The 12,592-nt window shown below is 59.7% G+C and carries 11 protein-coding genes and 1 pseudogene; 9 read left to right on the forward strand and 3 right to left on the reverse strand.

From position 1 onward, the window contains the following. The first annotated feature begins 93 nt into the window (after window positions 1-93). Window positions 94-1,104: a class 1 fructose-bisphosphatase gene (locus IB245_RS04700; protein WP_008040991.1), complete on the forward strand. Its 1,011-nt coding sequence runs from the start codon at window positions 94-96 to the stop codon at window positions 1,102-1,104. Window positions 1,105-1,106: 2 nt separating this feature from the next. After that, complete coding sequence (locus IB245_RS04705; protein ID WP_192226832.1) at window positions 1,107-1,709, forward strand: DUF924 family protein; 603 nt, start codon at window positions 1,107-1,109, stop codon at window positions 1,707-1,709. A 137-nt stretch (window positions 1,710-1,846) separates the two neighbouring features. Here IB245_RS04705 and IB245_RS29290 read toward each other — a convergent pair whose 3' ends face one another. Both IB245_RS29290 and IB245_RS29295 read right to left on the reverse strand, forming a co-directional pair. Next, entirely contained in the window at window positions 1,847-2,611 is a 765-nt protein-coding gene (locus tag IB245_RS29290) for a methyl-accepting chemotaxis protein (RefSeq protein WP_371927683.1), read from the reverse strand. A gap of 93 nt (window positions 2,612-2,704) precedes the next feature. Further along, window positions 2,705-3,739, reverse strand: a pseudogene (locus IB245_RS29295) (cache domain-containing protein); the annotation flags it as partial. A 282-nt stretch (window positions 3,740-4,021) separates the two neighbouring features. On the opposite strand from IB245_RS29295, the gene IB245_RS04715 reads away from it, so the two are divergent. Both IB245_RS04715 and IB245_RS04720 read left to right on the forward strand, forming a co-directional pair. Next, a complete protein-coding gene (locus tag IB245_RS04715; protein ID WP_008028040.1) occupies window positions 4,022-4,276 on the forward strand; it encodes a hypothetical protein in 255 nt (84 codons plus the stop codon). A 31-nt stretch (window positions 4,277-4,307) separates the two neighbouring features. Further along, a complete protein-coding gene (locus IB245_RS04720) occupies window positions 4,308-4,877 on the forward strand; it encodes a lipocalin family protein (RefSeq protein WP_192226834.1) in 570 nt (189 codons plus the stop codon). A gap of 124 nt (window positions 4,878-5,001) precedes the next feature. Here IB245_RS04720 and IB245_RS04725 read toward each other — a convergent pair whose 3' ends face one another. Next, entirely contained in the window at window positions 5,002-6,366 is a 1,365-nt protein-coding gene (locus IB245_RS04725; protein ID WP_008036578.1) for a formimidoylglutamate deiminase, read from the reverse strand. A 146-nt stretch (window positions 6,367-6,512) separates the two neighbouring features. Between IB245_RS04725 and hutC the strand changes: the two genes are divergently transcribed. From hutC to IB245_RS04750, 5 genes are all read left to right on the forward strand, one after another. Next, on the forward strand, window positions 6,513-7,223 hold the full coding sequence (hutC, locus tag IB245_RS04730) for a histidine utilization repressor (protein WP_172435301.1): 711 nt from the start codon (window positions 6,513-6,515) through the stop codon (window positions 7,221-7,223). Next, on the forward strand, window positions 7,220-7,789 hold the full coding sequence (locus IB245_RS04735) for a HutD family protein (protein ID WP_008036585.1): 570 nt from the start codon (window positions 7,220-7,222) through the stop codon (window positions 7,787-7,789). The genes hutC and IB245_RS04735 overlap by 4 nt, the downstream gene beginning before the upstream one ends. 445 nt (window positions 7,790-8,234) lie before the next feature. Then, complete coding sequence (gene hutU / locus IB245_RS04740) at window positions 8,235-9,923, forward strand: urocanate hydratase (protein ID WP_192226835.1); 1,689 nt, start codon at window positions 8,235-8,237, stop codon at window positions 9,921-9,923. A 142-nt stretch (window positions 9,924-10,065) separates the two neighbouring features. Next, window positions 10,066-11,535, forward strand: a complete 1,470-nt coding sequence (locus IB245_RS04745; RefSeq protein ID WP_192226836.1) for a purine-cytosine permease family protein — start codon at window positions 10,066-10,068, stop codon at window positions 11,533-11,535. A 69-nt stretch (window positions 11,536-11,604) separates the two neighbouring features. Further along, window positions 11,605-12,573, forward strand: a complete 969-nt coding sequence (locus tag IB245_RS04750; protein WP_008025265.1) for an ABC transporter substrate-binding protein — start codon at window positions 11,605-11,607, stop codon at window positions 12,571-12,573. Window positions 12,574-12,592: the final 19 nt, after the last annotated feature.

Genomic DNA, 12,592 nt, shown 5'->3' on the forward strand with positions numbered 1-12,592 from the left:
CTGTTGGACGTATCACGTCTGATAGGAGGAAATACGCCCCGACTCGCGTTAAACTGCGCGGGTTTTTAGCCCCCCATTCCACCGGAGCCTTCCATGTCCCGCGTTACCCTGAGTCGCTATTTGATTGAGCAGACCCGTAGCAACAACACCCCTGCCGATCTGCGTTTCCTGATCGAAGTGGTGGCGCGCGCCTGTAAAGAAATCAGCCACGCCGTCTCCAAAGGCGCCCTGGGTGGTGTTCTGGGCAGCATGGGCACTGAAAACGTCCAAGGTGAAGTGCAGAAGAAGCTGGACGTGATGTCCAACGACATCCTGCTCGAAGCCAACGAATGGGGCGGTCACCTGGCCGGCATGGCGTCCGAAGAAATGGACAATGCCTACCAGATCCCGGGCAAATACCCGAAAGGCGCGTACCTGCTGGTATTCGACCCGCTGGACGGTTCGTCGAACATCGACATCAACGCGCCGGTCGGTACGATCTTCTCGGTGCTGCGTTGCCCGAACGAATACCTGACCCAGAACGAGCCTTTGAACGAAAAGGCCTTCCTGCAGCCAGGCGCTCAGCAGGTTGCCGCCGGTTACGCGATCTACGGTCCACAGACCATGCTGGTGTTGACCCTGGGCAATGGCGTCAAAGGCTTCACCCTGGACCGTGAAATGGGCAGCTTCGTACTGACCCATGAAGACATCACGATCCCTGAGTCCACTCAGGAATTCGCGATCAACGCCTCCAACCAGCGTCACTGGGAAGCGCCGGTACAGCGTTACGTCAGCGAATTGCTGGCTGGCGATGAAGGCCCGTTGAAAAAGAACTACAACATGCGCTGGGTTGCCGCGATGGTTGCCGACGTGCACCGCATCCTGACCCGTGGCGGTCTGTTCATGTACCCACGCGACAGCCGTGAGCCGTCGAAGCCGGGCAAACTGCGCCTGATGTACGAAGCCAACCCGATGTCGTTCCTGGTTGAACAGGCGGGCGGCGCGTCCACCGACGGCCACCAGCGCATCCTCGACATTCAACCGGAAGGCCTGCACCAGCGCGTAGCGGTGTTCCTCGGTTCGAAAGAAGAAGTCGCACGCGTCACGGCTTACCACAAGGAATAAACATGACCGCGCCCTGGCAGCCGTTGCTCGAATGGTGGTTCGGAAATTCCGAATCGTCGAATGAAGTAGCGGCTGAGAAGGGCAGGTTATGGTTCGGCAAGCACGACAGCCAGGACCTCGAAGCGCAGACGCGTTTCGGGGACTGGGTCGAGCAGGCACTGGCCGGCGGATTGACTGACTGGGCGCAACGCCCGGAAGGTTGGCTGGCCTTGGTGCTGCTGCTCGATCAACTGCCGCGAATGATCTTTCGCGAAACACCCAAATCCTTTTCCGGCGATCTCAGGGCTCAGGCACTGGTGGCGCAAGGCATAGCTGCGGATTTCGATCGGCAGTTGAAGCCGATTCAGCGGGTGTTCATCTATCTGGTGTTCGAGCACTGCGAGAATCTGGCGGTGCAGAATGAGGCCGTCTCACGCTATATCGATCTGGTGGCGCAACAGCCAGAGGGCGACCGGAAACTCTTTAGCAACTATCTGAGCTACGCCGAGAAGCACCAGCAGGTGATTGCGCGGTTTGGGCGGTTTCCGCATCGCAATGCGGTGTTGGGAAGGGAGTCTACGGCTGAGGAGTTGGCGTTTCTTTCGCAGCCAGGTTCAAGGTTCTAAATCTTCATTGCGGCTGATGCCGTCATCGCGAGCAAGTCGAATCGTCGCACCGCTCGCTCCTACAGGGGTAGCGTGAACCTGTAGGAGCGAGCGGTGCGACGATTCGACTTGCCCGCGAAGGGGCCCGCAAGAGCGCCTTAAATCCTGAAGCTACCGACCAACTGCTTAAGACGCGCCGCCTGCTGCTCCAGATCGGAACACGCCCGCAACGTCGCCTGCAGGTTCTCCACCCCTTCCTGGTTCAGCGTGTTGATCTCGGTAATGTCGACGTTGATCGACTCCACCACCGCAGTCTGCTCTTCCGTCGCCGTGGCCACGGACTGGTTCATCCCGTCGATCTCGCCAATACGCTGCGTCACGCTACCCAGACGCTCGCCCGCCTGATTGGCGATGCCGACGCTGCTTTCACTCTGACGCTGGCTGTCGGTCATGGTACTCACCGCTTCACGGGCACCGACTTGCAGTTCCTCGATCATCTTCTGCACTTGCTGCGCCGAGTCCTGGGTGCGATGCGCCAGGTTGCGTACTTCGTCGGCCACCACGGCAAAACCGCGCCCGGCTTCACCGGCACGGGCGGCTTCGATGGCGGCGTTCAGCGCCAACAGGTTGGTCTGCTGCGAGATGCTGGTGATCACTTCCAGAATCTGCCCGATGTTCACCGTGTTGCTGTTGAGCGTTTCGATGTTGCCGCACGAATCGCTGATCTTCGCCGAGAGCTGCTGCATCGCCGCGATGGTTTTATCCACCACTTGCTGACCGTCTTCGGCCAATGCGCGCGCGTCGCTGGAATGCTGCGAGGCGAGGGCGGCGTTCTGGGCAATTTCCTGAGCGGCGGCACCTAGCTCATTGATGGCGGCGGCCACGCTGCTGGTGCGCGAGGCTTGCTGATCGGAGTTGAACATCGACGAGTTGGACGCGGCGACAACACGCAAGGCGACTTCGTTGACCTGGCCGGTGGCCGAGGACACTTCGCGGATCGAGGTGTGAATACGCTCGACAAAGCGGTTGAACGAAGTGCCCAGCGCGCCGAACTCGTCGTGACCGTGAATGGTCAGGCGCTTGGTCAGGTCGCCTTCACCTTCGGCGATGTCATGCATGGCGCGGCCCATGGTCAGCAGCGGCTGCATCAGGAAGCTGATCAGCATGCCCAGCAGCGCGATGATGATCAATACGGCGATAACCATGGCGATGATCGCCGAGGTGCGGAATTCGCTGAGCATCGAGAACGCGGTGTCCTGATCCAGCACCAGCGCCACATACCAATCCGCCGACGGCACGCCGTTGACGTGGGTGAAGGAGATGAACTGGCGCTTGCCGTCGATCTCGACCTCTTTCATGCCCGGGCTGACTTGCGGTGCGCCGTTCGGGTAGGCCTCGGCGAGGTTCTTGAGCACCAGTTTGCTGTCCGGGTGGATCAGGATCTTGCCGTCGGCGCTGACGATAAACGCATGGCCGTGACCGCCGAAGTTCAGCGAGTTGATGATCGCGCTGACGCTGGACAGGTCAATGTCAGCGCCGGCGACGCCGATCATCTGGTTCTGATGCTTCACCGGTGTGGCCACGGTGATCACCAGTTTGCCGGAGGACGCAGCGATGTACGGTTCGGTGACGATGGTCTGTTGCGCGCCGTTGGCCGCCTTGTACCAGCCACGTGCGCGAGGGTCGTAATCGGCGGCGCGATTGCCGGCCGGAACCGAGAACATCACGCCGTCGGTGCCACCGAAGTAGCTCAGCTGGAAATTGCTGGTGTAGGCCGGCAGGTCGATGGCGCGCTTGAGGCTGGCCTGGGCGCTGCCGTCCACGGCGATCTGTTGGGATAACGATTGCAGCAGCTGGATGCGGCTTTCCAGCCAGGTTTGAATGTTGCTGGTGGTCAGGCTGCCGAGTTCCTGCATCGACGATTCGGTACTGCTGCGCAAGGTCTGGCGCTGGCGGTAATCGTTGAAGAGGATGAAACAGGCGAATGCAACGGCCACCACGAGGGCAGCAGCCAACAAGATTTTGTGGCTGAACTTCATGTTTCTGGTCATTAAATGAACTACCGCGGAGGTGCTGGTCGACAAGGGGTGTCAATTTGCCACAGGAACGGGCTTTGCGCTGCTTTTATGTCGACTGAGCGGCGCCAAAGATTAGGCGAATTCTGTCAAAACCGACGAAATGCTCAACAACACGAGAAAGTGGCTGATTTTTCGGCAAAAGGCAGACGAGCGGCCCAATAAATAGGCGCTCGGTCAGGGAACCAGACAGGGGTTTTCTCTTCTAAGCTTCAGCTTGGCTGTCATGCCATTCCCCTTTGTCCCAGGAGCTACACAATGTCGCTGCGTTCCATCGCCCTGCTTTCGTTCTGCGTCTTGCTGGCCGCGTGCGGCAAAATCAATCAGGAAAACTACTCCAAGTTGTCGACAGGCATGGCCAAGGCCGAGGTGGAAACCTTGCTGGGCAAACCTACCGACTGCGCGGGCGCGCTCGGCATGTCCAGTTGCACCTGGGGCGACAAGAACAGCTTTATCAGCGTGCAGTACGCCGGTGACAAAGTGTTGATGTTTTCCGGCCAAGGCCTGAAGTAAACCGGGGCGATACGCCCACGGGAGAAAAACAATGAAGCGGTTATTGATCCTCCTTTTTGCCAGCCTGGTATTGGCCGGCTGCGCCACTTCTGGTGAAAATCCGTTGGCGCCGAAAACGGTCAACAGCGTCAATCTCAAGAAGTACCAAGGGACCTGGTACGAGTTGGCGCGTCTGCCGATGTATTTCCAGCGCAACTGCGCGCAATCCGAAGCGCATTACACGCTCAAGCCGGACGGCAACATCCTGGTGCTGAATCGCTGCCTGACGGCGGATTGGCAGTGGGAAGAGGCCAAGGGCACGGCTTATCCACAGGTGCCGGGCAAGACCGACAAGTTGTGGGTCGAGTTCGATACCTGGTTTTCGCGGTTGATACCGGGCGTGGCGAAGGGCGAATACTGGGTGTTGTTCGTCAGCGAAGACTACAAGACTGCGATCGTCGGCGACCCGAGCCGCCGCTATCTGTGGCTGCTGTCGCGAACCCCGACGGTCAACGGTGTAGTGCGCGAAGAACTGCTGAGCAAGGCGCGCCAGCAGGGGTATGACACCACGCGGCTGATCTGGCGTGCGACGGATACGCAGATGGCCAAGACCTCTAACTGATCACGCATAACCCTGTGGGAGTGAGACCGGCTTGCCGGCGATAGCGGAATGTCAGTCAACACTTCTGTTGAATTTGACGGCCCTATCGCCGGCAAGCCGGTCTCGCTCCCACATTTGCTTGGTGTCAGCCCAAGAGGTCGCGCAGGACTTGGGTGAACGCGCGGTTACTTTCCTCTTCTGCGGCATGTCGCCCATCGCGCACAACCCACTGGCCATTGACCAGCACATCGCGCACCTGGCGATCGCCGCCGGCAAACAACCAACGATTGAGAATCCCGTCGCCACTGGCGGTCGCCAGGTACGGATCGTTGCCGTCCAGCACCAGCCAATCTGCCCGTTTGCCAACTTCCAGTGCACCGATCGGCTGCCCCATCGCCTGCGCGCCGCCGTCGAGTGCCGCGTCGTACAGCGTACGGCCGACCATCGGCTGATCCGCGCCATACAACCGGTTGCGCCGCTGATCGCGCAGGCGCTGGCCGTATTCCAGCCAACGCAATTCTTCCACCACGCTCAGCGACACATGGCTGTCAGAACCGATGCCCATGCGCCCACCTTGAGCGAGGAAGTCCACCGCCGGGAAAATCCCGTCGCCGAGGTTGGCTTCGGTGGTCAGGCACAAACCGGCAATGGCGCGACTCTTGGCCATCAGCGTCACTTCTTCCGGGTTGGCGTGGGTCGCGTGGACCAGGCACCAGCGTTGGTCGACTTCGGTGTTTTCGTACAGCCATTGCAGCGGCCGGCGGCCGCTCCAGCTCAGGCAGTCGTCGACTTCCTTCTGCTGCTCGGCGATGTGAATGTGCACCGGGCACTGCTTGTCGCTGGCCGCCAGCACTTCGCTGATCTGCTGCGGTGTTACCGCGCGCAACGAGTGGAAACACAGACCCAGCGATTGGGCCGGTTGCTGCGCCAGGATCGGCTGCAAGCGCGACTGGAGCTTGAGGTAGTTTTCAGTGCTGTTGATAAAGCGACGTTGGCCGTCGTTCGGCGTCTGGCCGCCGAAACCGGAATGGCTGTAGAGCACCGGCAGCAGGGTCAAGCCGATGCCGGCCGAGCTGGCCGCCTGGCTGATGCGTAGCGCCAGTTCGGCCGGATCTGCATAGGGTTGGCCACTTGTGTCGTGGTGCACGTAATGAAATTCCGCCACCGAGGTGTAACCGGCCTTGAGCATTTCGATGTACAGCTGCCGGGCAATTACGCCGAGCTGGTCGGGGCTGATTTTTCCGACGAGACGGTACATCAAATCGCGCCAGGTCCAGAAACTGTCGTTCGGATTGCCTGCCACTTCCGCCAACCCGGCCATCGCTCGCTGGAACGCGTGGGAGTGCAGATTCGGCATGCCTGGCAGCAGCGGACCGCTTAGCCGTTCGGCGCCATCTGCGTGGGAATCGGCCTGGATATGGGTCAAAACGCCGTCGGCGCTGACCTCAAGACGTACATTGTTGGCCCATCCACTAGGCAGCAGCGCGCGTTCGGCAAAGAAGGCGGACATGGTTCAGCACCCCATCGTGTGTTATTTGTATATACATATACAGACGTTTGCCTGCCCGGTAAACTCCGGCAAGCTAGCAACCTCTCTTCAACGAACAAGGATTAACCGTGCCGACTCCGCCTGCAGTGTCACCGTTGGCCGCGAACATGGGCGACAGTCCGGCGCCCTTGTACGCCCGCGTCAAACAGATGATCACCCAGCAAATCGACAGTGGAAACTGGCCGCCGCACTACCGCGTTCCGTCGGAAAGCGAGCTGGTCAGCCAACTCGGTTTCAGCCGCATGACCATCAACCGCGCGTTGCGCGAGATGACTGCCGACGGTCTGTTGGTGCGTATGCAAGGCGTCGGTACGTTCGTCGCCGAACCGAAAAGCCAGTCCGCGCTGTTCGAAGTGCACAACATCGCCGACGAAATCGCCTCCCGTGGCCATCGCCATACCTGCAAGGTCATTACCCTTGAAGAAGAGGCCGCCGGTTCCGAGCGCGCCCTGGCGCTGGACATGCGTGAAGGTCAAAAAGTCTTCCACTCGCTGATCGTGCATTTCGAAAACGATATTCCGGTGCAAATCGAAGACCGTTTCGTCAACGCGCTGGTCGCCCCGGACTACCTCAAGCAGGACTTCACCCTGCAAACGCCTTACGCCTATCTGAACCAGGTCGCGCCGCTGACCGAAGGCGAGCATGTGGTCGAGGCGATTCTGGCCGAGGCCAGCGAGTGCAAATTGCTGCAGATTGAGAAAGGCGAGCCGTGCCTGCTGATTCGTCGCCGCACCTGGTCTGGCCGTCAGCCGGTGACCGCCGCCCGTTTGATCCACCCTGGTTCCCGTCATCGTCTGGAAGGTCGGTTTCATAAATGAGTCAGATAAAGGTTTTACGTGCCGTTGATTACCCGCGCATGCCGTGGAAAAACGGCGGCGGCAGCACTGAAGAAATCACCCGCGATGCGGGTACTGGCCTGGATGGTTTCGGCTGGCGCCTGTCGATTGCCGATATTGGTGAGTCGGGTGGCTTCTCGACGTTCACTGGCTATGAGCGAGTGATCACCGTGCTGCAAGGCGACGGCATGACCTTGCGCGTCGACGGCCAGGACACGCATCCGTTGTTACCGCTGGAACCGTTTGCGTTCAGTGGCGAGAGCCAGGTGTCGTGCACGCTGCTTGGCGGGGCGATCCGCGATTTCAACCTGATTTATGCGCCGCAGCGTTACAGCGCACGGTTGCAGTGGCTGGATGGCGAACAACGGTTTTTCAGTTCGGCGGGCACGGTGTTGGTGTTCAGTGTCGGCGAGGCGCTGGAATTGCAGGTCGGTAACAACACCCAGCAATTGGGTCGCCATGACTGCCTGCAACTCGACGGTAATAACGGCCTGCTGGAAGTCTCCAGTAAAGGCCCATGCTGTGTGGTCGAGCTGACTGCACGCTGATCCAAAATCCTTTCGCGGGCAAGCCTCGCTCCTACAGTGGACCGCAGATCCCCTGTAGGAGCGAGGCTTGCCCGCGAAGTTTTTCCACCGATCAAATCCGTTCCCTAATGCGCACCACTTTGTTACCGAACGCCCCAGCGTGGCGCAAAACCACGCTCAAGTAACAACAGTCCTCCCCTCCGCAAAATCCTCCCGAAAAATTTCATCTTCTCCAAAACCCTTGATCCAGGGGGCTTCCAGCCTTCCAGAAACTTTTCTTGAACACCCATCCAACAAGTTGGCCGCTTGATTGCATATGCTTGTATGTACAAGTAAAGACGTATGCGTATGAGTCGATCGAGACTCTCCGCAGCGTCCACTGATTCGCTTGTGTCGCGTTGACGCGCACAGGCTGGCTTACCCACCGCCAGGGTTGGTTTGAATTGATCGCTGAGGAGTCTTTTTCGTGACTGACAATACCCAGAAACCTACTAAGTTTCGTGACGTTGAAATCCGTGCCGCCCGCGGTAATAAGCTGACCGCCAAGAGCTGGCTGACCGAAGCGCCGCTGCGCATGCTGATGAACAACCTCGACCCGGAAGTCGCCGAGAACCCTAAAGAACTGGTGGTTTACGGTGGTATCGGTCGTGCGGCGCGTAACTGGGAATGCTACGACAAGATTGTCGAAAGCCTGACCAACCTGAACGAAGACGAGACCCTGCTGGTGCAATCCGGCAAGCCGGTCGGCGTGTTCAAGACCCACAGCAACGCTCCGCGCGTACTGATTGCCAACTCCAACCTGGTGCCACACTGGGCGAGCTGGGAACACTTCAACGAACTCGACGCCAAAGGCCTGGCCATGTACGGCCAGATGACCGCCGGCAGCTGGATCTACATCGGTAGCCAGGGCATCGTTCAAGGCACCTACGAAACCTTCGTCGAAGCCGGTCGCCAACACTACAACGATGACCTCAAAGGTCGTTGGGTCCTGACCGCAGGCCTGGGCGGCATGGGCGGCGCTCAACCTCTGGCTGCAACCCTGGCCGGCGCTTGCTCGCTGAACATTGAATGCCAACAGGTCAGCATCGATTTCCGTTTGAACAGCCGCTACGTCGACGAGCAAGCCAAAGACCTCGACGACGCCCTGGCCCGCATCGAGAAATACACCAAGGAAGGCAAAGCGATTTCCATCGCCCTGCTGGGTAACGCCGCTGAAATCCTGCCGGAACTGGTCCGTCGCGGTGTGCGCCCGGACATGGTCACCGACCAGACCAGCGCCCACGACCCGCTCAACGGTTACCTGCCGGCCGGCTGGACCTGGGAAGAGTATCGCGCTCGCGCCAAGACCGAGCCTGCTGCCGTGGTGAAAGCCGCCAAGCAATCGATGGCCGTGCACGTTAAAGCGATGCTGGATTTCCAGAAAATGGGCATCCCGACTTTCGACTACGGCAACAACATCCGTCAGATGGCTCAGGAAGAAGGCGTGGAAAACGCATTCGACTTCCCAGGCTTCGTACCGGCTTACATCCGTCCGCTGTTCTGCCGTGGCATCGGCCCGTTCCGTTGGGCTGCACTGTCGGGCAACGCCGAAGACATCTACAAAACCGACGCCAAGGTCAAAGAGCTGATCCCGGACGACGCCCACCTGCACAACTGGCTGGACATGGCGCGCGAGCGCATCAGCTTCCAGGGTCTGCCGGCGCGTATCTGCTGGGTTGGCCTGGGTCTGCGCGCCAAGCTTGGTCTGGCATTCAACGAAATGGTACGCAGCGGTGAATTGTCCGCGCCAATCGTGATCGGTCGCGACCACCTGGACTCCGGTTCGGTGTCGAGCCCGAACCGCGAAACCGAATCGATGCAAGACGGTTCCGATGCCGTGTCCGACTGGCCACTGCTCAACGCCTTGCTCAACACCGCGAGCGGCGCGACCTGGGTTTCCCTGCATCACGGCGGCGGCGTCGGCATGGGCTTCTCCCAGCACTCCGGCATGGTGATTGTCTGCGACGGTACTGACGAAGCGGCCGAGCGTATTGCCCGCGTTCTGCACAACGACCCGGCCACCGGCGTTATGCGTCACGCCGATGCGGGTTACCAGATCGCGATCGACTGCGCCAAGGAACAAGGGCTGAACCTGCCGATGATTACCGGTAAATAAAACAGCCTTAGGCACTACGCAAAACCTGTAGGAGCGAGGCTTGCCCGCGAAGGCGTCTTTACTGACCCACCGCGGTTCGCGGGCAAGCCTCGCTCCTACAGGAGATCACCAACCCGGAAGAACAATCCACAGAGGTTGAATCATGGCTGTTAACAACGATCGTGCAGGCAGCAAACCGTTGATCGAGAAACGCTCGATCGACTACATCCCGGAAGCGGAAAGACACGGTCGTCTGTTCAGCCAGTTCACGCTGTGGATGGGTGCCAACCTGCAAATCACCGCGATTGTCACCGGGGCCCTGGCCGTGGTGCTGGGTGGTGACGTGTTCTGGTCGTTGATCGGTCTGTTGATCGGTCAACTGCTCGGCGGCGGGGTGATGGCGCTGCATGCTGCGCAAGGGCCCAAGCTTGGCCTGCCGCAGATGATCTCCAGCCGTGTGCAGTTCGGCGTTTATGGCGCGGCGATCCCGATCGTGCTGGTATGCCTGATGTACCTGGGTTTCACCGCAACGGGCACCGTGCTGTCCGGTCAGGCGTTGGGCCAGTTGTTTGGCGTCAGTGACACCGTCGGTATCCTCATCTTCGCCAGTGTCATCGTGCTGGTCACGGTGCTGGGCTATCGGGTGATCCATTGGATTGGCCGTATTGCCAGCGTCATTGGTGTGATTGCCTTCGTTTACCTGTTCAGCCGTTTGATGAGCCAGACTGACGTTGGCGCACTCCTGCAAATCCGCCACTTCAGCTGGAGCAGCTTTCTGCTTGCGGTGTCGCTCGCGGCGTCCTGGCAGATCGCCTTCGGTCCTTACGTGGCTGACTATTCACGCTACTTGCCGAGCAAGACTTCCTCGGTGAAAACCTTTTTCGCCGCGGGTGCAGGTTCGGTCATTGGCGCGCAGGTGGCGATGATCCTCGGCGTGTTTGCCGCCGCCTCGGCCAATGGGCAATTCGCCGGTCACGAAGTGGCCTACATCGTGGGTCTGGGTGGTACCGGTGCCACTGCTGCGCTGCTGTACTTCAGCATCGCGTTCGGCAAGGTCACCATCTCCACGCTGAACTCCTACGGCAGCTTCATGTGCATCGCGACCATCATCAGCGGTTTCCGTGGTGACCTGAAAGTAACGCGCTTGCAGCGTCTGTTGTTTGTACTGGTCATCGTCGGTACGGCGACCCTGATGGCGTTGCTCGGCCAGCACTCGTTCCTCGGTGCGTTCAAGTCCTTCATCCTGTTCTTGCTGGCGTTCTTCACGCCATGGAGCGCGATCAACCTAGTGGACTACTACTGCATCACCCGCGAGCGCTATGACGTGCCGGCGCTGTCCGATCCGAACGGTCGTTACGGTCGTTGGAACGTTCTGGGTATCAGCGTCTATGTTTTCGGTGTGCTGGTTCAGCTGCCGTTCATCTCCAGCAAGTTCTATACAGGTCCGCTGGTGGCCGCTCTGGGTGATGTGGATATCTCCTGGATCATCGGCCTGGTGATTCCCGCCGCCCTGTATTACGTGTGTGCAAAAAAATGGCACGGCACAGTGCCCGATCAACTGATCCTGCCGGTCGAGCGGGACGTTATTACCGAACAAAAGCTGAATGTCGGTCGCGCTGCGGCGCAGGCCTGATTGGACGTGGACAGGGCTGGATGCCTCTTGACTGCCGTAAGCCAATTCATGATTAGGAGCGTCACAACAATGAAATCGAACAAGACCCTGCTGACCACATTGCTTTCCATGGGCCTGCTGGCCAGCGCCGGCGCCACTCAGGCAGCCGGTTGGTGCGAATCGGGCAAACCGGTGAAATTCGCCGGCCTGAACTGGGAAAGCGCCATGCTCCTGACCGACGTGCTGCAAGTCGTGCTGGAGAAAGGCTACGACTGCAAGACCGACAGCCTGCCGGGCAACTCCATCACCATGGAAAACGCCCTGAGCAGCAACGACATTCAAGTGTTTGCCGAAGAGTGGGTCGGCCGCAGTGAAGTCTGGAACAAGGCCGAGAAGGCCGGCAAAGTTGTCGGTGTCGGCGCGCCAGTCGTGGGCGCAGTCGAAGGCTGGTACGTGCCGCGCTACGTGATCGAAGGCGACGCCAAGCGCAAACTGGAAGCCAAGGCGCCGGACCTGAAAAACATTGCCGACCTGGGCAAGTATGCCGCCGTGTTCAAGGACGCCGAAGAGCCAGCCAAGGGCCGCTTCTACAACTGCCCGGCGGGCTGGACCTGTGAGCTGGACAACAGCGAAATGCTGAAAAGCTACGGCCTGGAAAGCAGCTACACCAACTTCCGTCCGGGCACCGGCCCGGCACTGGATGCCGCAGTGCTGTCGAGCTACAAGCGTGGCGAGCCGATCCTGTTCTACTACTGGTCGCCAACGCCGCTGATGGGCCAGGTTGACCTGGTGAAACTCGAAGAGAAGCCGGGCGTGGACAAGCGCGTGACCATCAAGGTCGGCCTGTCCAAGACCTTCCACGAGCAAGCCCCGGAACTGGTGGCCGTGCTGGAAAAGGTCAACCTGCCGATCGACCTGCTGAACCAGAACCTCGGGCGTATGGCCAAAGAGCGGATCGAGTCGCCAAAACTGGCCAAGATCTTCTTGAAGGAACATCCTGAAGTCTGGCACGCATGGGTGAGCGAAGACGCAGCCAAAAAGATCGACGCGGCCTTGTAGGTTGAGCTTCTCCGACTGC

The organism is Pseudomonas sp. PDM02, assembly GCF_014852285.1.
In the GTDB taxonomy this organism is placed as follows: Bacteria; Pseudomonadota; Gammaproteobacteria; order Pseudomonadales; family Pseudomonadaceae; genus Aquipseudomonas; species Aquipseudomonas migulae.

Coding starts and splice junctions, on each gene's coding strand:
- IB245_RS04700 (WP_008040991.1), top strand. CDS start 94: ATGTCCCGCGTTACCCTGAGTCGCTATTTGATTGAGCAGACCCGTAGC.
- IB245_RS04705 (WP_192226832.1), top strand. CDS start 1,107: ATGACCGCGCCCTGGCAGCCGTTGCTCGAATGGTGGTTCGGAAATTCC.
- IB245_RS29290 (WP_371927683.1), bottom strand. CDS start 2,611: ATGTTCAACTCCGATCAGCAAGCCTCGCGCACCAGCAGCGTGGCCGCC.
- IB245_RS04715 (WP_008028040.1), top strand. CDS start 4,022: ATGTCGCTGCGTTCCATCGCCCTGCTTTCGTTCTGCGTCTTGCTGGCC.
- IB245_RS04720 (WP_192226834.1), top strand. CDS start 4,308: ATGAAGCGGTTATTGATCCTCCTTTTTGCCAGCCTGGTATTGGCCGGC.
- IB245_RS04725 (WP_008036578.1), bottom strand. CDS start 6,366: ATGTCCGCCTTCTTTGCCGAACGCGCGCTGCTGCCTAGTGGATGGGCC.
- hutC (WP_172435301.1), top strand. CDS start 6,513: ATGGGCGACAGTCCGGCGCCCTTGTACGCCCGCGTCAAACAGATGATC.
- IB245_RS04735 (WP_008036585.1), top strand. CDS start 7,220: ATGAGTCAGATAAAGGTTTTACGTGCCGTTGATTACCCGCGCATGCCG.
- IB245_RS04745 (WP_192226836.1), top strand. CDS start 10,066: ATGGCTGTTAACAACGATCGTGCAGGCAGCAAACCGTTGATCGAGAAA.
- IB245_RS04750 (WP_008025265.1), top strand. CDS start 11,605: ATGAAATCGAACAAGACCCTGCTGACCACATTGCTTTCCATGGGCCTG.